This window comes from Allochromatium vinosum DSM 180 (assembly GCF_000025485.1).
Taxonomy (GTDB): domain Bacteria; phylum Pseudomonadota; class Gammaproteobacteria; order Chromatiales; family Chromatiaceae; genus Thermochromatium; species Thermochromatium vinosum.
Genome location: NC_013851.1, coordinates 1,743,669 through 1,763,427 on the forward strand (window position 1 = coordinate 1,743,669; position 19,759 = coordinate 1,763,427).

Below are 19,759 nucleotides of genomic sequence, written 5' to 3' on the forward strand. Positions count from 1 at the left end.
GCTTAGACGAAGGTCAGGACGAAACGGCTGCCCTGCGGTTTGACGTCCGTGTAGGTCAGGCGAATGCCGTTGGATTCGGCCAGCTCGCGGGCGATGTAGAGTCCGAGTCCGGTGCCCTGGCTCCGGGTGGTGAAGAACGGGTTGAAGATGTCGCGCGCGGTCCTCGGGTCGATCCCCGGACCGGCGTCACGAACCTCCAGACGGATCCCGTCCGGATCGCTCCCCAGCCGCAGTTGGATGTGTGCCGGTTCATCGGGTCCGTGCCCGTGGACGAGCGCGTTCTCGCACAGGTTGGCCAGGATCTGATGCAGATGACGCGGGTCGGTCTCGATGTCGAGCGGACGCGCCTCGATCAGCACCTGGAGTCTGGAGTCGTCGAGTCCATGCTGTTCGCGAAAGTCCTCGGCGAAGGCCAGGGTCCAGGCCGCCAGCTCGATCGGACGCGGCTCGACCTGATTGCCGCGCGAGAGCTGGAGCACGCTGCGCACCGTCTCCTCGATGCGCGCGCTGTTGCGCTGGACGATGTCGAGCAGATGCCGGTCCTCGTCCGACAGGGCCGGGCCTTCCGAGAGGAGCTGGCCGGCGTGACTGATGGCGCTCAGCGGATTGCGGATGTTGTGGGCGATGCTGGCCGTCAGGGTGCCGAGCGAGGCGAGCTTGATCTGCTGGGCTTCGTGCTCGGCCTCCTGATTGTCGCGGAGATAGACGACGACACCATTGGCGCACCTGTGTCCGAGTCGCTTGAGCGAGACCCGAACCTGACGGTCGGCGATGGTCAGACGCCCCTCACGCGGCGAGCCGGCACGGATCTGGGCGGCGAGCCACTGATTCAGTTCGACCGAGAGTTCCTGGAGCGCGGTGCCCGACTTGGCGCGCCGTACATCGAGCAAATGCAGCGCGGCGGTATTGATCAGCCGCAGCCGTCGTTCGCCGTCGGCGACCAGGATGCCGGTCCCGATGCTCTGGATGATGAACTCGTTGAGCTGTGAGAGATCGTCGATGTCGACCTGGCGCCGCGCGGCCAGCGCCTCGGCCGAACGCACCCGGCGGTAGAGAACATGGGCCAGCAGGGCGACCGTGAAGAAGAGCAGACCCAGCAAGCCGGCCTGGGTGAAGGAGATCGCCCGGCTGCCGCCGAGCATGGCGCTGTAGATCTGCTCGCTGATGACCGTCAGCGAGGCCAGGGCCGCAAACAGCAGCGACAGCCGCCCTTCGAGCATGAGCGCGCCGGCCGCCACGGCGAGCGCAATCAGGATTCCCAGCCCGCTGGTGACACCGCCGGCGGTGTGCATGAGCGCGGTGTAGACGAGGATGTCGGTGAAGATAGCGAGCTGGACCTGACTGATCCGTGACGGCCGGCGCAGTGAGAGTCCGAGTCCGCTGAGTAGCACCAGCACCGCATAGACCACGAGCACATTCCAGGCGAGTTGGTTGTCGGAGCGGGCGAGTGCCGGGTCGCTGGCCGCGGGCGAGAAGGCCAGCACCAGACCGACGACCATCAGCAGCCGGAAGAGAAAGAGCCAGCGCAGGGCGCTCCAGCTCGGATAAACGGATTCGGTTCCGGGTTCGACATCCATCGGGGTTGGGTGGGCCAGGGGCGCGCGATCGAGAAAGACCAGACCCGCCAGACGCGACGGGCATTCGATTGTATTATGCGCCGACCAAGCCGTTTCGCCGATCGCCTGCGGGCATCGTGCGCCTCATTCACGGTCGATCCGAATGAACTTACACGAATTTCAAGCCAAACAGTTGTTGCGGGAGCGCGGACTCGCGGTCCCGGATGGAGTCCTGGTCGAGCGTCCCGAGGCCGCACGCGACGCCTGCGTTCAGCTCGGCGGCACGCGCTGGGCGGTCAAGGCGCAGATCCACAGCGGCGGTCGCGGCAAGGCTGGGGGCGTAGTGCTGGTCGACAGTCCCGAGCAGGCCGAGAGCGAGACGCGCCGTCTGCTCGGCTCACGGCTCGTCACGCTCCAGAGCGGGCCGGACGGGCTGCCGGTCGGATCAGTCCTGATCGAACGCCCGACCGCCATCGCGCGCGAGCTCTATCTGAGTCTGCTGGTCGATCGCGCCAGCGAGCGGTTGCTGTTCGTCGCCTCGGCGGCCGGCGGCATGGACATCGAGACGGTGGCGGCCGAAACGCCCGAGCGGATTCTCAAGGTCGCGCTGCATCCGGTGGTCGGCTTCCAGCCTTACAAGGCGCGCCGGCTCGGCTTCGGGCTGGGATTGGACGAAAGCCAGATCAAGGCGCTCGGTACGCTGATGGATGGACTCTATCGGCTCTTCGTCGACACGGACGCCAGCCTGATCGAGATCAATCCGCTGGTCGTCACCGACACGGGCGAGCTGCTGGCGCTCGATGCCAAGATCACGCTCGACGACAACGCGCTCATGCGTCATCCGGCACTGGCCGCACTCCGCGACCCGAGTCAGGAAGACCCGCGCGAGGCGGCGGCGCGGGCGCACGATCTCAACTACATCAGTCTCGACGGCAACATCGGCTGTATGGTCAATGGGGCTGGGCTGGCGATGGCGACCATGGATCTGATCAAGCTCCAGGGCGGACGGCCGGCCAACTTCCTCGATGTCGGCGGCGGGGCGACGGCGGCGCGCGTGGCCGAGGCGTTCAAGCTCATTCTCTCCGACCCCAAGGTCGCCTCGATCCTGGTCAACATCTTCGGCGGTATCGTGCGCTGTGACCTGATCGCCGAGGGGATCATCCAGGCGGTGCGCGAGGTTGGGGTGTCGGTGCCGATCGTGGTGCGCCTGGAAGGCACCAATGCGCCGCAGGGGTTGCAACTGCTCGCCGACAGCGGGCTGGCGCTTCAGACGGCCGGCGAACTCGACGCGGCCGCGACACTGGCGGTCGAAGCCGCGCGGCGTGGTATCGGCGCATCATCGAACACCGTGGAAGAGGAGGGCCGCCCATGAGCATCCTGGTCGACGCCAAGACGCGTGTCATCTGTCAGGGCTTCACCGGCAAGCAGGGGACGTTCCACAGCGAGCAGGCCATCGCCTACGGCACCCATCTGGTCGGCGGCGTGACGCCCGGCAAGGGCGGACAGCGCCATCTCGACCGGCCGGTGTTCGACACCGTGAGCGATGCCGTGCGCGAAACGGGCGCGGATGCCAGCATGATCTATGTACCGGCGCGCTTTGCCGCCGATGCCATCCTGGAGGCAGCCGACGCCGGGATTCGGGTCATCGTCTGTATCACCGAGGGCATCCCGGTGCTCGACATGCTGCGGGTCAAGGCGGCGCTCAGCGGGACGGGGGCGGTGCTGATTGGTCCGAACTGTCCGGGTGTCATCACGCCGGGCGCGTGCAAGATCGGCATCATGCCGGGACACATCCACCAGCCGGGACGGGTCGGGATCGTCTCGCGCTCGGGCACCCTGACCTATGAGGCGGTCTATCAGACCACCCAGGCCGGTCTGGGTCAGAGCACCTGTGTCGGCATCGGCGGCGATCCGATTCACGGGCTGGATTTCATCGACTGTCTGCGCCTGTTCGAGCGCGACCCCCAGACCGAGGGCATCATCCTGGTCGGCGAGATCGGCGGCGAAGCCGAGGAGGCGGCCGCCGAGGTCATCCGGACCGAGATCAGCAAGCCGGTGGTGGCCTATATCGCCGGGGTCACGGCGCCGGCAGGCAAGCGGATGGGACATGCGGGGGCCATCGTCACGGGGGGCGCGGGCACGGCCGAAGGCAAGTATGCGGCGCTGGAGGCGGCCGGCGTGCTGACCGTGCGCTCACCGGCTCAGATGGGGGCGCGGTTGGCCGAGCGGTTGCGGGGCGCCTGAGCATCTACTCCGAACGACCAGGGGCCGACCCAGCCGGGTCGGCCTTCACGCCCGATGTGCCCCTTCCGCTCAAATTGCCCAACTGTCATACTGGGATTCAGAACGCGACCGGCTCGAATCGACGAGTCCGCCTTTGGACAGACGGCCCATATCATGCTCAACACCGCTCCCGCACACGCTGATCACCCCGCGCTCGACGTGGAGGCGATCCGCGCCCAGTTCCCCATCCTGACGACCCCGACCGACGGCCAACCGCTGATCTACCTCGACAGTGCCGCCAGCACCCAGCAGCCCGAGTGCGTGATCGACGCCGTGGCCGACTATCATCGCGGCCATCATGCCAACATCCATCGCGGCGCCTACCAGCTCTCGCGCACCGCGACCCGGATGTACGAGGCGGCACGCGAGCGGGTCGCCCGCTTCCTCAACGCCGCCGATCCGGTCGAGTGTCTGTTCACGCGCGGCACGACCGAGTCGATCAACCTGGTCGCCGCCATCTGGGGCCGCGCCACGCTCCAGCCCGGCGACGAGATCCTGATCTCGACCCTGGAGCATCATTCCAACATCGTCCCCTGGCAGATGGTGGCCGCGACCACGGGCGCGCGCCTCCGTGTCATCCCGATCGACGATGCCGGTGATCTGGATCTGGACGCCTATCGACGTTTGCTCTCGCCGCGCACGCGGCTGGTCGCGGTCAATCAGGTCTCCAACGCGCTCGGCACCATCAACCCGGTGGCCGAGATCATCGCCGAAGCCCATGCCGCCGGGGCGCTGGTGCTGATCGATGGGGCGCAGTGGGTCGCGCACGGCCCGACCGACGTCCAGGCGCTCGACGCCGATTTCTATGTGTTCTCCGGCCACAAGCTCTATGGACCGACCGGCATCGGCGTGCTCTACGGCAAGCGCCGGCTGCTGGAGTCCATGCCGCCCTATCAGGGCGGGGGCGACATGATCGAGCGCGTCACCTTCGAGCACACCACCTATGCCGGACTGCCGAACCGCTTCGAGGCCGGCACGCCGCACATCTCGGGCGCGGTCGGCCTGGCGGCGGCCATCGACTGGGTCGAGTCGATCGGCCTGGAGGCCATCGGCGCGCACGAGCAGGCGCTATTGCATCAGGCCACCGGACGGCTGGCGCAGATTCCGGGGCTTACGATCAAGGGCACGGCCCGACACAAGAGCGGCGTCATCTCCTGGGTGATGAACGATCCGCCGATCGCCACGCTCGACATCGGCACCGCGCTCGATCTGCGCGGCATCTGCATCCGCACCGGGCATCACTGCTGTCAGCCGCTCATGGACCGACTGGGCGTGAACTCGACGGCGCGCGCCTCCTTCGGCGTCTACAACCGGCTCGACGAAGTTGAGGCGCTGGCCGAGGCGTTGAGCGAGATCCGCGCCTCGGCGAGTCGTCAGCGGCACGCATCGGGCGTGTCTCAGGTGACACCGGGAGCCGCCGGGGAGAGTTTGAACCCAGGAAGCGGGGAGGGGCCGGAACCGACCCTGAGCTACCCGGCCGCCATGGCCGATTCCCCGCGAGCCGCCGCCGACGAGATCGCCGAGGTCTTCGAACTGCTGCCCGACTGGCCGATGCGCCATCAGCACATCATCGACCTGGGCGATCGACTGCCGCCCATGCCGGACTCGCTCAAGACCGAGGCCAACGCGGTGCACGGCTGCCAGAGTCAGGTCCACATCGCCGCGCGGGTGCGGCCCGGAACCACGGATGTCATCGAGTTCCTGGCCGACAGCGACGCCAACATCGTGCGCGGTCTGATCGCGCTGCTCCAGCAGCTCTACTCGGGTCAGCCGGCACGCGACATCCTGGCGTTCGATGTCGAAGCGTTCTTCAAGCAGATCGGACTCGACCAGCATCTGAGCCTGACACGGCGCAACGGACTGGAGGCCATGGTGCGGCGTGTGCGTCAGTTGGCGGGGACGATCGCGGGCTGATGGGACGGGGAAGCGGATGTTGAACCGCCAGGGCGCGAAGGACGCCAGGGATGGCGATGCCCGGCTTCGCGCCTCGACGGTTGTGCGGTCTAGTAACCGCCCTTGCGCTTGACCGCCGGCAGTCCGGCGATCTTGGTGCCCTGCTTGGTGGGCGCCAGCGGGAAGAGCAGGTAGAGATCCTTGCTGGTGGGCTTGGTGCCCCACATCTTGCCCATGTCCTTGAGCACCACGCGCTCCATCGGCTGATTCTGGCCGTTGTTGATGTACTCGTCGCGCAGATAGTTGATCACGTCCCAGTGCTTGTCGGTCAGCTCGATGCCCTCGATCTCGGCGAGCTTGCGGGCGACGTCCTCGTCCCAGTCGGAGTGGTTCTCCAGATAACCGGTGTCAGTCGTGGCGATGGTGCGGCCGTTGACCTCGATGGCCATGTCTTGCTCCTCTCTGTCATCAGAATTGTCGTGTGGTTGGCCTAGATAGCGGCATTGCCTGCCGTTCTCAATTCAGAACATTCGGATTTTATGATGCTCATAGCAGGATCGCCACTACCGCGCCCGTCATCAGGGTCGCGAGCGTGCCGGCGAGGATGGATTTGAAACCGAACGCGACGATCTCGGGTCGGCGCTCCGGGGCCAGGGCGCCGAGTCCGCCGATGAGGATGCCGAGACTGCCGAGATTGGCGAAGCCGCACAGCGCATAGGTCAGGATGATCCGGCTGCGCTCGCCGAGCGCTTCGGGAGGCAGCGCGGCGAGCTGGAGATAGGCCACCAGCTCATTGAGCACGGTCTTGACGCCCATGAGCGCGCCGGCGGTCTGAGCCTCGGACCAGGGAATGCCGATCAGCCAGACCACCGGCGCCATCAGCCAGCCGAGCAGCCGTTGCGCCGTGAGCGGCTCGCCGGCGACCGCCGGCAGCAGACCCAGCGCCTGATTGAACAGACTGACCAGCGCGACCATGACGATCAGCATGGCGATGATGTTGAGCCAGAGCGGGATGGCTTCCAGTGCGCCGCGCGTGATGGCGTCCATGGCGCCGTGGGTTGAGCGCTCGATCCGAGTGTCGAGAACCGGCGTGTTTCCGGCCGGCTCGGGGATCAGGAGTCCGGCGATCACCAGCGCGGCGGGCGCGTTGATCAGCGAAGCGGTGAGGATATGGCCCATGGCGTCCGGCACCACAGGCCCGATGAGACTGGCATAGAGCACCATCACGGTGCCGGCGATGGTCGCCATGCCGCAGGTCATGAGTCCGAACAGCGCCGAGCGCGACAGGCTCGACACATAGGGCCGGATCAGCAGGGGCGCCTCGGTCATGCCGACGAAGACATTGGCGGCGGCCGCCAGTCCCAGCGGCCCGCCGGTGCCCAGGGTGCGTCGCAGCAGCCAGGCGAAGCCGCGCACGACCAGCGGCAGGATGCGCCAGTGGAAGAGCAGGGACGAGAGCGCGCTGATGACCAGGATCAGCGGCAGGGCGCGGAAGGCGAGCACGAAGCTGTTGTGCGGATAGACCGTCTCGAACGGGGCGGACCCGCCGCCGAGATAGCCGAAGACCAGCTCGGTGCCGGCCTGGGTCGCAGTCTGGATGGACAGCACCAGTTGGTTGAGCAGCAGAAAGCCGTCCTTGACCCCCGGCAGCTTGAGCAGCGCCAGCGCCATGAAGAATTGCAGTCCCAGACCGGCGAGCACCAGCCGGGGACGCACGGCGCGCCGATCCTCGCTCAACAGCCAGGCCAACGTCAGGAACGCCAGTAGCCCGAGCAGCGGCTGGAGTCGCGTCAGGATGTCAGGATGGTCCACGGGTCGGCGGCGGGCGTCAGCGGATCATTGCTGGGTCGCCGGGGGCGCGTGGCGGGTGGCGCCGGCGAAGAGCTGGCGCGCGTCGACCGGGTCGAAGCGATAGAGCCGGTTGCAGAACTCGCAGGTGACTTCGATCGCCCCGTGCTCGTCGAGCAGGTGGTCGATGTCGGATTCGCCGAGCAGCTTGACCATGTCGGCGATGCGCGAGCGCGAGCAGCCGCAGCGGAAAGAGACCGGCTCTGATTCGAACAGCCGCACGGTCTCTTCGTGGAAGAGCCGGTGCAGTAGCGGTTCGGTCGCCAGGTCCAACAATTCGCCGGGCGTGAGCGTATCGGCGAGCAGGGTCACGCGGTTCCAGTCTTCTTCGGTCGCGCCGGCCTCGGGCAAGCGTTGCAGCAACAGACCCGAAGCACGCGACGGACCCGCCGCCAGCCACAGTCGGGTCGGGATCTGCTCGGAATCGGTGAAATAGTGCTCGATGGCATCGGTCAGACGCGCACCGGCCAGAGGGATCACGCCCTGATAGGGCTGGCCGCGCCCCTGGTCGATGGTCAGCACCAGTTGTCCCGTGCCGAACTGCGCGCTCAGCGAGTCGGCGGCTGGAACCTCAGCCTCCCAGCGCGCCAGACCGCGCACCGTGCGCGCGTGCGTGGCCTGGGCGACCAGGGTGCGGATCGGGCCTGAACCCTGGATCTGGAGTATCAGCGACCCTTCGAACTTGATGGTCGCCGCCAACAGCGAGGCCGCCGCCAGCGCCTCGCCCAGTCGCGCGGCCACTGGCTCGGGGTAGGGATGCGCCTCCAGCGCAGCACGCCAGCTCGCATCCAGATGGACCAGATTGCCGCGAATGCCGGCGTGTTCGAAGAGAAAGCGTGAGAGTGTATCCGAGTCGTTCATCGAATGATTTTGGGGCGTGTTGTTCAGTGCGTTGAATTTCGTTCAGTTCGTTCCGTCGATCGCAACCATTGCCGCTCAGTCGAGCGTCGCCAGAAACGCATCGACGGTCGGTTGCAGCGCGCGTTCACCGGCCAGCACGGCCGTCTCGAAGTCACGGCGCCACAGCTGCATCAGTGGTCGGGCGCGCTTCCATTCCTCGAACAGGATGCGTGCCAGCGGCCCGCCGTGCTCGATGAAGCCGAGGTCGTCGAAGTCGCGCGCGGCCTGTTGGCGGTCATAGGCGAAGCGCACGATCTCCCAGCTCCAGGCACCGCGCTCGAACGTCAGCAGGGCATAGCTGCCGCGCGGATCGCCATCGAAGGGCGAGCCGACCGAGCCGACGTTGAGGATAGGCAGGCCGTCGAGTACCCGCTCCAGCGGACGATGGGTGTGGGCGGTGACGAAGAGCGCCAGATCGGTCGGCAGTGTACCGCGCAGCTCTTCGTCCGTGACGCTGGTGCCGATGCCGTGGCGGTTGCTGACCAGGGTGCCGTGGGTGACATGCACCCAGGAATCATCGGTGCCAGCGTTGAAACAGAGATGATCCGGCCAGTCGACGAGTGCGTCGAGCCGGGGTTCGATCTGCTTGTAAGTCCAGTCGGCGAACAGACGCATCTCGGCTTCGAGCGCATCGCGCGGGGCTTCATGTCCGCAACGCTGGATCCAGGTCTCGTGGTTGCCGTTGACCGGCAGCCAGCCGCGCGTGCGCCTCAATTCGTCGAAGCGTTCCAGACAGGCCAGACTGCTGGGTCCGCGATTGATGAGATCCCCGGCCATGACCACCAGATCCGGCCTCCAGTCGAGGATATGGGCGACGGCCTCGTCCATGGCGGGCCGGTTGCCCTGGACATCGGAGAAGATGGCGACCTTCATGGCTGGTCGGCCGTCGGCGCGTCGAGCCGGCGGCGCACCGAGTCGAGCTTGCCGGTCAGGCGTCCACTCGCTCCAGGGCGGATGTCGAACTTGGCGACCACATAGACGCGCTCGGCACCGAATCCGTCCAGGATGGCGTTGGCGCGCTCGATGATGGCCAGCGCCTCGGGCAATGTATCGGTTTCGACCTGGGTGCCCATGGGCGAGAGCTGATGCTCGAAGCCGCTGTCGCGGATCATGGCGATCACGGGTGCGACGAACCGGCTGAAACTGCTCCCCTGATCGGTCGGGAAAATGGTGAGATCGAGGATCACGGACATGGGTGTGCCACCTCTGGTGGACGGACGCCGGTTATTGCGGCGTTCAAGCGGGATTGAGCCAGTCGTGCTGAGGTCGGGGCGGGACGACCGGGATTCCAGGCGTGACCTGGATGTCCCGGTCGTCGGGCGGGATGGCCGATCAGGCCGCGAGCTTGCGCAGCACGTACTGGAGGATACCGCCGTGACGGTAGTAATCCACCTCGTTCGGCGTATCGATGCGCACCCGCGCCTGGAAGGTCTTCACCGAGCCGTCGGCGCCGGTCGCACGGACTTCGACCTGCTTGGCCTCGCCGCCGTTCAGACCGACGATGTCGAAGGTCTCGGTGCCGATCAGACCGAGCGACGCGGCATTCTCACCCGCCAGGAACTGAAGCGGCAGAATGCCCATGCCGACCAGGTTGGAGCGGTGGATGCGCTCATAGCTCTCGGCGATGACCGCGCGGATGCCGAGCAGACGCGGCCCCTTGGCCGCCCAGTCGCGCGAGGAACCCGAACCGTACTCCTTGCCGGCGATGACGATGGCGGGCGTGCCCTCGGCCTGATAGCGCATGGCCGCGTCATAGATCGACAGCTGTTCCTGACTGGGCTGATGCAGGGTCACGCCGCCCTCGGTGCCCGGCGCCATGAGATTGCGCAGCCGGATGTTGGCGAAGGTGCCGCGCATCATGACTTCGTGATTGCCGCGCCGCGAGCCGAGACTGTTGAAGTCTTTCGGCTCCACGCCATGCTCGATCAGGTACTTGCCGGCCGGCGAGTTGGGCTTGATCGATCCGGCGGGCGAGATGTGGTCGGTGGTGATGGAATCACCGAGCACGGCCAGACAGCGCGCGCGGCTGATGTCTTCGACCGGGGCGACCTCCAGGCTCATGCCCTGGAAATAGGGCGGATTCCGGATATAGGTCGAATCCGCCGGCCAGTCGTAGGTCTGGGTGGCCACGGCGTCGAGCGACTGCCAGCGCGCATCCCCCGCGAACACATCGGCATAGGCCGCCGTGAATTCCGCCGGGGTGACGAACTCGGCGATGGCCGCGTTGACCTCGTCCTGGGTCGGCCAGATGTCCTTGAGATAGACCGGATTGCCCTGGGCATCCGTGGTCAGCGGGTCATTGTAGGGATCGATGTCGATGCGACCGGCGATGGCATAGGCGACGACCAGCGGCGGGCTGGCCAGATAGTTCATGCGCACCTCGGCATGGACACGGCCCTCGAAATTGCGGTTGCCCGACAGGATCGAGACGGCGCACAGCTCATTGTCGGCGATGGCCTTGGAGACCGGCTCGGGCAGCGGGCCGGTGTTGCCGATACAGACCGTGCAGCCATAGCCGACGTTGTGGAAGCCGAGCGCCTTGAGCGGCTCGGTCAGCCCGGCGCGGTCGAGATAGCGGGTGACGGCCATCGAGCCGGGACCGAAGGCGGTCTTGACCCAGGGCGCGCGCTTCAGACCCAGCGCCACGGCTTTCTTCGCCACCAGTCCGGCGCCGATCAGCACGCTGGGGTTGGAGGTATTGGTACAGGAGGTGATGGCCGCGACCACGATCGAGCCGTCCGAGATCTCGACCTCCTGGCCGTCGATCACCGCCTTGGCCGCGCCCTTGGTGGGCAGATTGCGTTCGGCCTTGAGCGCGGCGAGTGCCTTGGGGAAGTGGCTCGCCATGTCGGTGAGCGCGACGCGATCCTGCGGACGCTTCGGCCCGGCGAGCGAGGGCGCCACATCGCCCAGATCCAGCTCCAGGGTCTCGGAATACTCGGCCTCGGGCGCATCGGCAGTGTGCCACACGCCCTGCGCCTTGCAGTAGGCCTCGACCAGCGCGATCTGAGCCTCGTCGCGTCCGGTCAGACGCAGATAGTCGAGCGTGACCTGATCGATGGGGAACAGGCCGCAGGTCGCGCCGTATTCAGGCCCCATGTTGGCGATGGTGTTGCGCTCGCCCATCGGCAGGCTGGCGATCGCCGGGCCGTAGAACTCGACGAACTTGCCGACCACGCCATGCTTGCGCAGTTGCTCGACGATGGTCAGCACCAGATCGGTGGCGGTCACGCCTTCCTTCAGGGTGCCGGTGAGCTTGAAGCCCACGACCTTGGGCACCAGCATCGACACCGGCTGACCCAGCATCGACGCCTCGGCCTCGATGCCGCCCACGCCCCAGCCGAGCACGCCGATGCCATTGACCATGGTCGTATGCGAGTCGGTGCCGACACAGGTATCGAAATACGCCTGGGTCGTGCCGTCGACCGGCTTGGGGAAGACCACCCGCGCCAGATACTCGACATTGACCTGATGCACGATGCCGGTATCCGGCGGCACGACCTTGAAGCCGTCGAACGCCTGCTGACCCCACTTGAGGAACTTGTAGCGCTCCTGATTGCGCTGGAACTCAAGCTCCGCGTTGAGCGCGAACGCCCCATCCGAACCGAAGTGATCGACCTGCACCGAGTGGTCGATGACCAGCTCAGCCGGCTGGAGCGGGTTGATTCGGGTCGGATCGCCGCCGAGCGCGCGCATGGCATCGCGCATCGCTGCCAGATCCACCACCGCCGGCACGCCGGTGAAGTCCTGCATCAGCACCCGCGCCGGGCGGTACTGGATCTCCTTGTCCGGCTCGGCCTGGGGGTTCCAGTTGCTGAAGTACTCGATGTCCTCGCGCGTGACGGTCACGCCGTCCTCGTTGCGCAGCAGGTTCTCCAGCAGGATCTTGATCGAGAACGGCAGGCGCGCACTGTTCGGCACGGCGTCGAGCTTGAAGATCTCGTACTCCTGGCCGGCGACGTTCAGGGTGGACTTGGCGTTGAAGCTATTGGGCATCGAGGGCTCCGGTGGCATGGATCGGCTAGTTATCGTTTGGAGCGCTCGATTCTAGCGTCCGGTGCTGGGATATTCCATATGCTGCACTGCAACGAAAACCGGATCGCATGTCGGCGTCCGCTTCAGCCATGCCGATCGAGATAACGCCGCGCTTCATCCAGGATCGGCCGGTTGCGAAACAGCAGTTGCCAGCGCGAACCGCCGACCTGACGCCACAGCCGCGCCGCGCGTACCGCCGCCAGCAGCAGCGCGCGCAGCCGGTTCTGGTTGTCGGGGTTGCGCAGATGCAGCGGGTCGCCGTGGATCAGAATACGTGGTTGCAGATGACTGAGCGTCTGGCTGTAGAGATCGGCGAAATGGGCCAGCAGGTTGGGGTGAAGCAGCTCGAAATGGACGCGCTTGGATTCGGCCTCGCGGATACCGTCCCCGAGGATCGCGAGCAGATCGGGCCGCTTGGCCAGCTCGCGTTCGAGCTTGATGACCTGGACTGCATAGCGCGTCAGCTCCAGGTTGCGCTCGGGCTGCCCGGTCAGCTGGGCGACGAGCTGGCGCGCGCCATTGGCCAGCACGCCCGGCTCGCCGAAGACCGACTCGACGTTCTCGGCATCGACCTGGAACAGGCTATGGATGCAGGGCTGCATGATCTCGGTATCGACCGAACCCTGGCGGGCGATGCGGATGACGCAGTTGACGGCCTGATAGAGGCCGGCGAGGGCGATGGTGCGCTCCAGGTTGGTACGGGGCATGGATATGGGGTCTCGATCGCAATACGTTGTGGCTGATGACGCCATCTTACAACGCATTCGAGGCTCAGGACGCCACGCCACGCTCGATGACGGCCCCGCCCAGACACTCGGTCTCCTGGTAGAAGACGACCGACTGGCCGGGCGTGACCGCACGCTGCGGCTCGTCGAAGCGCACCCGGCATCCATCGGCCCCGATCTCGACCAGTTCGCAGGCTTGCAACGGTTGGCGATGGCGCAGGCGCGCCAGACAGCGAAACGGCGTCTCGGGCGCCCGACCGCTGATCCAGTGGGGCTGGAGCGCCTCCAGCCCGGTCGACATCAGGAGCGGATGCCGGCTGTCCTGGACCACGATCAGCCGGTTGTTCGCGCTGTCTTTGACGGCGACATACCAGGGCGCCTCGCGTCCCTGGCTGACTCCGCCGATCCCGAGTCCCTGACGCTGGCCGAGGGTGTAATAGGCCAGCCCGTGATGCTCGCCGAGCCGCACGCCTTCGGGCGTCTCGATCGGTCCCGGCTCGCGCGGCAGATAGCGGGCGAGGAAGTCGCTGAACCGCCGCTCGCCGATGAAGCAGATGCCGGTGCTGTCCTTCTTGGCGGCATTGGCCAGACCGAGTCGGCGAGCCAGGGCGCGCACCTCGCCCTTGGTGAGATCGGCGAGCGGAAACAGGGCACGCGACAACTGTTCCTGATCCAGCAGATGCAGGAAATAGGTCTGATCCTTGTCGGCGTCGACGGCGCGATGCAGGTGATAGCCGCCCTGCGCGTCGGCGACGACCCGGGCATAGTGCCCGGTCGCGATCGCCTCGGCGCCCAGGCCGAGCGCATGGTCGAGGAAGGCGGCGAACTTGATCTCGCGGTTGCAGAGCACGTCCGGGTTGGGTGTGCGCAGCGCCTGGTATTCGCGCAGAAAATACTCGAAGACCCGATCCCAGTACTCAGCCGAGAAGTTGACCGTATGCAGCCGGATTCCGAGCCGCTCGGCCACCGCGCGCGCGTCGGCCAGATCCTCGGCGGCGGCGCAGTAGCCCTCGGCGTCGTCCTCCTCCCAGTTCTTCATGAACAGCGCCTCGACCGCATAGCCCTGTTCGAGCAGCCGATGGGCGGCGATGGCTGAATCGACACCGCCGGAGAGACCGACGATGACGCGCTGAGCGGAAGGAGTCTGGGCGTTTGCTGGCATGACGAAATGACGAAGCGATGGTTGAACTTGGGGAGATCCAGAATCGACAGGGCGCCCGCGAGGGTTCATCCTTGGAACCCGATCACAGACCCAACCGCGTCGGGAGCCGACTCGCTGGCGCGAACCACTTGGCATCCCAGTACCGGCCCCGCTGGTCGGTCCACGATGATGTCACAAGGATACAGCACGAGATAGACTGCCATGTCAGAGGCAACTTTCGATCTGGTCGATGCCCGGGATTCATTCATGGATACGGACTGGTTCCATCACTGCCGGCAGACGCGCACGCCCTATATCGTGATCCGCAGCGCCGAAACCTCGGCCGATGTGCTCTGGGACTATGTCACCCTGTCGCCCGAGGCCGATGTCCGGATTCGCACCGATTTCGCGGCCTTCGAGCGCGAGGCGCGCGCCATCTTCGAGCGTTGCGCCGGTCCCGATTCCTATCTGCGCATCAAGCCGACTCAGATCTGCTTCGACCACCTGGCGCTCGACCGCGCCAAGCGCGCCGCGCTCGATCTCTATAGGCTGGTCGAGACCTATCTGTCCGCCCGCCCGGTGATGCGGGAGCCGGAGCACGCACGGCCGAGTCTCCGCGAGGCGGCGGCTTCGATCGCCTGAGGGACGCCGATGTTCACGCCATCCGGGCCGCGCGTTTCGATACTCATGTACCATCAGGTCGGCGTGTTCGCGCCGATGCGCGAACATCGCGCCAACTATTGCGACCATCGGCGCTTCGGCGCTCAGATGGATCTGCTCGCGCGTCTCGGCTATCGGGTGCTGGGTCTCGACGACGCCCTGGCCGGTCTGCGCGGTGAGCGTCCGCTACCGGCGCGTGCCCTGGTCCTGACCTTCGACGACGCCTACGACAACTTCGCCGAGTATGCCTGGCCGGTGCTGGAGCGGCATGGCTTTCCGGCGACCGTCTATGCCATCAGCGGCTGGCTCGGGCGACGCGCCGAGTGGTTCGCCAAGGATCCGGGGCGCCCGATCCCGACGCTGATGAGCGCCGGGCGTCTGCGCGAGCTGCACGCCGCCGGCATCACGATCGGCTCGCACAGCGTCGATCATCTCAAGCTCGGTACGCTCGATCCCGAGGCTCAACGCCGTCAGCTCGTCGACAGCCGCGCGGCGCTCGAAGACGTGCTCGGCGCGCCCGTGCGGCATCTCTGCTATCCCTTCGGCAGCTTCGACCGGACGACGGTCCATCTGGCCGGGGAGGCCGGCTACCGGAGCGCGACGACCTGTCTGCGCGGCGCGGCTGGCCCGGACGATCATCCGCTGGTACTGCCGCGCAAGGCGATCTCCTTCGGTGACGATCGGCTCGGCTATTGGTGGAAGCTCGCCGTCAAGCACGCGCCCAAGCCCGAGCTGGTCGAGTGGCGCCGACGTCTGGCCGGAGCGACGGCTTCGGGCTAGACTGCCAAGCCAATTATTTCCACCGCCCGGCCTCGATCGTGACCACTCCATCGACCTTCCCCGATTTCGCGCGTGCCCGAGTGCTGGTGGCCGGCGATCTGATGCTCGACCGCTACTGGACCGGCGCCACGCGCCGCATCTCGCCCGAGGCGCCGGTGCCCGTGGTGCATGTCGAGGGCGTCGAGGACCGACCCGGCGGTGCGGCCAATGTCGCGCTCAATCTGGCCATGCTCGGCGCGCGCGTGACGCTGGCCGGCGTGACCGGCGACGACGAGGCCGCCGCGATCCTCGAAACGCGCCTGAGCGGGCAGGGGATCGCCACCCGTTTCGAGCGCCGCGCCGGGGTGCCGACCATCACCAAGCTGCGCGTGCTCAGTCATCATCAGCAGCTCATCCGGCTGGACTTCGAGCGCTCGCTGGCGCCGAATGGTCCAGACCCGCTGCCGGCCTTGGTGTGGCCCGCACTGGCCGACTGTGATCTGCTGCTGCTCTCGGACTATGCCAAGGGCACGCTCGACGATCCGCAGCGGCTCATCGCGCTGGCCCGCGACCAGTGCAAGCCGGTCCTGATCGACCCCAAGGGCCGCGATTTCAGCCGCTACCGGGGCGCCACCCTGCTGACGCCGAACCGCGCCGAGCTGGAGGAGATCATCGGCGCCTGCCCGGATGACGCCGTGCTCATCGAACGGGCCGAGCGGCTGCGCGCCGAACTGGAACTGGAGGCGCTGCTGGTGACGCTCGGCGAGCGCGGGATGCTGCTGGTGCGCGCAGGCGCCGAGGCGCTGCACCTGCCGACCCGCGCGCGCGAGGTCTTCGACGTCACGGGCGCGGGCGATACCGTCATCGCGACCCTGGCCGCCGCGCTGGCCGCCGGCGCCGAGCTGGCCGACGCCTGCGCCCTGGCCAACTGTGCCGCCGGTCTGGCCGTCGGCAAGCTGGGCACGGCCAGCGTCGGCGCGGCCGAACTGGAGCGCGCCTACCTGGGGGTCGAGTGGCGCCCGATCCTCGATCGCGAGGCGCTGATCGCGGCGGCGGAGACCGCGCGCGCGGCCGGTGAACGGTTGGTCATGACCAACGGCTGCTTCGACATCCTGCACGACGGGCATGTGGCCTATCTCCAGCAGGCCAGGCGGCTGGGCGACCGGCTCATCGTCGCCGTCAACGACGACGATTCGGTGCGCCGGCTCAAGGGCGAAGGCCGTCCGATCAATGGCGTCGAGCAGCGCATGGCGGTGCTGGCCGGGCTGGCCTCAGTCGACTGGGTCTGTCCGTTCGGCGAGGACACGCCCGAGGCGTTGATCCGCGCCGTCGGGCCGGACGTGCTGGTCAAGGGCGGCGACTATCGGCCCGAGCAGATCGCGGGCGCCGACGCGGTGCTGGCACGCGGCGGCGAGGTGCGGGTGCTTGACTTCGTGCCCGGACGTTCCACGAGCCGTATCATCGGTGCGATCGGTCGGCGCGGCGACGGGGCCTGACGCAACGTCGGCGGCGCCTCTGGATCGACCTCCCACGCGCGGTTTAGACTCGGCGTCTACCCGCCTTCTCATTCATCGCCAAGGGTTCGCTCTGCCATCATGTCCTCCGACACCCTGATTCTCATCCTGGCTCAGGATCGCGGCCTGGGGCTCGATGCCCTGACCCGCCAGCGCACCAAGGCCGCCGTGCCCTTTGGCGGCAAGTACCGGATCATCGACTTCACCCTGGCCAACTGTCTGCATTCGGGATTGCGCCAAGTGCTGGTACTGACGCAGTACAAGAGCCACTCGCTCCAGAAACATCTGCGCGACGGCTGGTCGATCTTCAATCCCGAGCTGGGCGAGTTCATCACCCCGGTTCCGCCCCAGATGCGCGAAGGACAGGACTGGTACAGCGGCCCCTTCGACGCCATCCGCCAGAACCGCTATCTGATCGAGCGCAATCGCGCCAGTCAGGTGCTGATCCTGCAAGGGGAGGCCATCTATCGCATGGACTATGCCGAGCTGGCGCGCGCCCATCGCGAGACCGGAGCGGCGATCACGGTCGCCACGCGCACCGTGTCGGCGCCGGGCACGGGACGTCAAGCGCGGGTCGTGCTCGACGCCGATGAGCGTATCCTGGAACTGTGTGCGCCCAGCGCGGATGGGGCCGATGGAACCGAAACGGCGGAGGGCGAGCACCAGGAGACCATGGGCGTCTATCTGTTCGACAAGTCCCTGCTGCTCGATGCCCTGGCCGGCTACGAGCGCGGTGTCTCGCCCGATGCGGATCTGGCGCTCGACGTCATCGCACCACGGCTCGCGGCGCATCCGGTTCGCGCCTATCGCTTCGGTCAGACGCGCGGCCGGGTGACGCCGGACCGCTACTGGTGCGATCTGGCCTCGGTCGACGCCTACTATCAGGCCAACATGGCGCTGTTGCGCGCCGAGCCGCCGCTCGATCTCTATCAGCCTGACTGGATCATCCATACCCATCAGGGGCAGTATCCGCCCGCCCGCACCGTCCCCGGCCCACGGACCGGCAACGAGGGCGTCTTCGTCAACTCGATGCTGGCGGCCGGAACCGTCATCAGCGGCGGCGGGGTCAATCACTCGATCCTGTTTCCCCAGGTCCGTGTCGAGGATGGCGCCATCGTCGAGGCGTCCATTCTGTTCCAGGGGGTGAGCGTCGGCGCCGGCGCCCATCTGCACAACTGCATCGTCGAGAAAGACGTCCGGATCGCTCCCGGCGACCAGATCGGCTTCGACGCCCGGCGCGATCGCGAGCGCTTCGAGGTCTCGCCCAACGGGATCGTCGTGGTCACGGGCGAGAATGGATCATCGATGGGGCTGGCGTCTCGGTGAAGTGTTCGACTGACGGTTTGCAGCGACCATTTGGGTGTAGTGCCTGACCCCGGCCACCTCCATCGCCGCCGGAGCGCAGACGAGTCGCGGTCCGGCGGATGAAACATCGGCTCAAAAGACCTTGGTCGCCGCGAAGGCCGCGAACAGGAGAAACAAGAGGCCGCTGATCTGATGCAGCCGATGCAGGGGAATGTGTCGCAGCAGACGCCGCCCGACAAAGACACCGAGCGCCGATGTCGCACCCAGCGCCAAGGTCGCACCGATCCAAACGGGGATCGCCGGCAGGGTGCCCGTCATACCGGCCACGGCGAGCTGCGTCTTGTCGCCCATCTCGGCCAGGAAGATCATCAGGAAGGTCGTGACGAAGAGACCGTGACCGCTGAACGTCTTGGGTTCTTCCGTTTCATCCTGTTCCTCGGCGCGCAGCGACAGCAGACCGAACACCGCAAACAGGACAGCCACGACCGCCGCCAGAACCCGCTCCGGCACCCAGTGAGCCAATCCGGCACCAAAGACGACCGCCAGCCCATTGAGCACCACAAACGCCGCCAGCGCCCCCAGGAGGACAGGCCGGTGACGGTGCCGGGCCGCCAGTGCCATACAGACCAGCTGACTTTTGTCGCCGATCTCAGCCAGAAAGATCAAACCGAATGTCGTCGCGGTCGCCGTCAGGCTGCCAAGCAGCGATGTCGCGGTCAATGACTCCATGGACGGCCTCCAGCGATCGCCGGCAAACAGCCGCCATACTGGGTGAGTCGTCTCCGGGGAGCGCGCGAGGCGTGTCGTACAGAACAGCGTGACATGAACGATCCAAAGGGGGCCGGGACGATGAACCTTACAGACAGGACAGAGCGCGCCCAGCCCCAGCCGGACACTCCATCGAGTCCAAAGTCTCGTCAAGCCACAAGCCGCGCACGCCATGACCGATCGGTCAAGGATGTTGACGTGCGCCCCTTCCATCGCGGAAGGGCGACTACTCCCCTCAAGACGCGCGGCACCTTACGGTGCGCGTGTCGGCCTGTCAAGGACGACGATAACGCTACTGATCGCCGTTTCACCCCCTATATTGAACTAGGCGGACCCGTCGCTGTCCGTGACGAACGGATGCATCGATCCACA

Annotated in this window: 17 protein-coding genes and 1 riboswitch; of the genes, 7 read left to right on the plus strand and 10 right to left on the minus strand. The window is 66.7% G+C overall.

What is annotated here, in order from left to right:
- Positions 1-2: 2 nt before the first annotated feature.
- Entirely contained in the window at positions 3-1,577 is a 1,575-nt protein-coding gene (locus tag ALVIN_RS07435) for a sensor histidine kinase (RefSeq protein ID WP_012970711.1), read from the minus strand.
- Positions 1,578-1,719: 142 nt separating this feature from the next.
- Between ALVIN_RS07435 and sucC the strand changes: the two genes are divergently transcribed.
- The 3 genes from sucC to ALVIN_RS07450 all read left to right on the plus strand — a co-directional run bounded on the left by sucC (position 1,720) and on the right by ALVIN_RS07450 (position 5,753).
- Positions 1,720-2,928, plus strand: a complete 1,209-nt coding sequence (gene sucC / locus ALVIN_RS07440) for an ADP-forming succinate--CoA ligase subunit beta (RefSeq protein ID WP_012970712.1) — start codon at positions 1,720-1,722, stop codon at positions 2,926-2,928.
- On the plus strand, positions 2,925-3,800 hold the full coding sequence (gene sucD / locus ALVIN_RS07445; protein WP_012970713.1) for a succinate--CoA ligase subunit alpha: 876 nt from the start codon (positions 2,925-2,927) through the stop codon (positions 3,798-3,800). The genes sucC and sucD overlap by 4 nt, the downstream gene beginning before the upstream one ends.
- Positions 3,801-3,953: 153 nt before the next feature.
- A complete protein-coding gene (locus ALVIN_RS07450) occupies positions 3,954-5,753 on the plus strand; it encodes a SufS family cysteine desulfurase (protein WP_012970714.1) in 1,800 nt (599 codons plus the stop codon).
- 89 nt (positions 5,754-5,842) lie between these two features.
- Here the strand turns inward: ALVIN_RS07450 and ALVIN_RS07455 are convergent, their stop codons facing one another.
- The 8 genes from ALVIN_RS07455 to mnmA form a co-directional block, all read right to left on the minus strand.
- Complete coding sequence (locus tag ALVIN_RS07455) at positions 5,843-6,181, minus strand: TusE/DsrC/DsvC family sulfur relay protein (protein ID WP_012970715.1); 339 nt, start codon at positions 6,179-6,181, stop codon at positions 5,843-5,845.
- A gap of 97 nt (positions 6,182-6,278) precedes the next feature.
- On the minus strand, positions 6,279-7,544 hold the full coding sequence (locus tag ALVIN_RS07460; RefSeq protein WP_012970716.1) for a NupC/NupG family nucleoside CNT transporter: 1,266 nt from the start codon (positions 7,542-7,544) through the stop codon (positions 6,279-6,281).
- A gap of 24 nt (positions 7,545-7,568) precedes the next feature.
- A complete protein-coding gene (hslO, locus tag ALVIN_RS07465; RefSeq protein ID WP_012970717.1) occupies positions 7,569-8,441 on the minus strand; it encodes an Hsp33 family molecular chaperone HslO in 873 nt (290 codons plus the stop codon).
- Positions 8,442-8,516: 75 nt separating this feature from the next.
- Positions 8,517-9,353, minus strand: a complete 837-nt coding sequence (locus tag ALVIN_RS07470) for a metallophosphoesterase family protein (RefSeq protein ID WP_012970718.1) — start codon at positions 9,351-9,353, stop codon at positions 8,517-8,519.
- Positions 9,350-9,673, minus strand: a complete 324-nt coding sequence (locus ALVIN_RS07475; RefSeq protein ID WP_012970719.1) for a thiamine-binding protein — start codon at positions 9,671-9,673, stop codon at positions 9,350-9,352. The genes ALVIN_RS07470 and ALVIN_RS07475 overlap by 4 nt, the downstream gene beginning before the upstream one ends.
- Positions 9,674-9,812: 139 nt before the next feature.
- Positions 9,813-12,476, minus strand: coding sequence for an aconitate hydratase AcnA (acnA, locus tag ALVIN_RS07480; protein ID WP_012970720.1), 2,664 nt, complete (start codon positions 12,474-12,476; stop codon positions 9,813-9,815).
- Positions 12,477-12,598: 122 nt separating this feature from the next.
- Positions 12,599-13,222, minus strand: a complete 624-nt coding sequence (hflD, locus tag ALVIN_RS07485; RefSeq protein ID WP_012970721.1) for a high frequency lysogenization protein HflD — start codon at positions 13,220-13,222, stop codon at positions 12,599-12,601.
- Between the two features lie 64 nt (positions 13,223-13,286).
- Positions 13,287-14,402, minus strand: a complete 1,116-nt coding sequence (gene mnmA / locus ALVIN_RS07490; RefSeq protein WP_012970722.1) for a tRNA 2-thiouridine(34) synthase MnmA — start codon at positions 14,400-14,402, stop codon at positions 13,287-13,289.
- 201 nt (positions 14,403-14,603) lie between these two features.
- Between mnmA and ALVIN_RS07495 the strand changes: the two genes are divergently transcribed.
- The 4 genes from ALVIN_RS07495 to ALVIN_RS07510 all read left to right on the plus strand — a co-directional run bounded on the left by ALVIN_RS07495 (position 14,604) and on the right by ALVIN_RS07510 (position 18,640).
- Complete coding sequence (locus tag ALVIN_RS07495; RefSeq protein WP_012970723.1) at positions 14,604-15,023, plus strand: hypothetical protein; 420 nt, start codon at positions 14,604-14,606, stop codon at positions 15,021-15,023.
- A gap of 9 nt (positions 15,024-15,032) precedes the next feature.
- A complete protein-coding gene (locus tag ALVIN_RS07500; RefSeq protein ID WP_012970724.1) occupies positions 15,033-15,821 on the plus strand; it encodes a polysaccharide deacetylase family protein in 789 nt (262 codons plus the stop codon).
- Between the two features lie 38 nt (positions 15,822-15,859).
- A complete protein-coding gene (gene hldE, locus ALVIN_RS07505) occupies positions 15,860-17,296 on the plus strand; it encodes a bifunctional D-glycero-beta-D-manno-heptose-7-phosphate kinase/D-glycero-beta-D-manno-heptose 1-phosphate adenylyltransferase HldE (protein ID WP_012970725.1) in 1,437 nt (478 codons plus the stop codon).
- A gap of 99 nt (positions 17,297-17,395) precedes the next feature.
- Positions 17,396-18,640 carry a glucose-1-phosphate adenylyltransferase family protein gene (locus ALVIN_RS07510; protein ID WP_012970726.1) on the plus strand — a complete coding sequence of 415 codons (1,245 nt, stop codon included), beginning with the start codon at positions 17,396-17,398 and terminating at the stop codon, positions 18,638-18,640.
- 111 nt (positions 18,641-18,751) lie between these two features.
- Here the strand turns inward: ALVIN_RS07510 and ALVIN_RS07515 are convergent, their stop codons facing one another.
- Positions 18,752-19,348 (minus strand): TMEM165/GDT1 family protein, encoded by a 597-nt coding sequence (locus ALVIN_RS07515; protein ID WP_012970727.1) that lies wholly within the window; start codon positions 19,346-19,348, stop codon positions 18,752-18,754.
- 141 nt (positions 19,349-19,489) lie between these two features.
- A riboswitch (yybP-ykoY riboswitch) is annotated at positions 19,490-19,628 on the minus strand.
- Between the last annotated feature and the right edge of the window lie 131 nt (positions 19,629-19,759).

Bases quoted from the DNA above. Each gene is read 5' to 3' on its own strand.
- ALVIN_RS07435 (WP_012970711.1), bottom strand. From the start codon at position 1,577: ATGGATGTCGAACCCGGAACCGAATCCGTTTATCCGAGCTGGAGCGCC.
- sucC (WP_012970712.1), top strand. From the start codon at position 1,720: ATGAACTTACACGAATTTCAAGCCAAACAGTTGTTGCGGGAGCGCGGA.
- sucD (WP_012970713.1), top strand. From the start codon at position 2,925: ATGAGCATCCTGGTCGACGCCAAGACGCGTGTCATCTGTCAGGGCTTC.
- ALVIN_RS07450 (WP_012970714.1), top strand. From the start codon at position 3,954: ATGCTCAACACCGCTCCCGCACACGCTGATCACCCCGCGCTCGACGTG.
- ALVIN_RS07455 (WP_012970715.1), bottom strand. From the start codon at position 6,181: ATGGCCATCGAGGTCAACGGCCGCACCATCGCCACGACTGACACCGGT.
- hslO (WP_012970717.1), bottom strand. From the start codon at position 8,441: ATGAACGACTCGGATACACTCTCACGCTTTCTCTTCGAACACGCCGGC.
- ALVIN_RS07470 (WP_012970718.1), bottom strand. From the start codon at position 9,353: ATGAAGGTCGCCATCTTCTCCGATGTCCAGGGCAACCGGCCCGCCATG.
- ALVIN_RS07475 (WP_012970719.1), bottom strand. From the start codon at position 9,673: ATGTCCGTGATCCTCGATCTCACCATTTTCCCGACCGATCAGGGGAGC.
- acnA (WP_012970720.1), bottom strand. From the start codon at position 12,476: ATGCCCAATAGCTTCAACGCCAAGTCCACCCTGAACGTCGCCGGCCAG.
- hflD (WP_012970721.1), bottom strand. From the start codon at position 13,222: ATGCCCCGTACCAACCTGGAGCGCACCATCGCCCTCGCCGGCCTCTAT.
- mnmA (WP_012970722.1), bottom strand. From the start codon at position 14,402: ATGCCAGCAAACGCCCAGACTCCTTCCGCTCAGCGCGTCATCGTCGGT.
- ALVIN_RS07495 (WP_012970723.1), top strand. From the start codon at position 14,604: ATGTCAGAGGCAACTTTCGATCTGGTCGATGCCCGGGATTCATTCATG.
- ALVIN_RS07500 (WP_012970724.1), top strand. From the start codon at position 15,033: ATGTTCACGCCATCCGGGCCGCGCGTTTCGATACTCATGTACCATCAG.
- ALVIN_RS07510 (WP_012970726.1), top strand. From the start codon at position 17,396: ATGTCCTCCGACACCCTGATTCTCATCCTGGCTCAGGATCGCGGCCTG.
- ALVIN_RS07515 (WP_012970727.1), bottom strand. From the start codon at position 19,348: ATGGAGTCATTGACCGCGACATCGCTGCTTGGCAGCCTGACGGCGACC.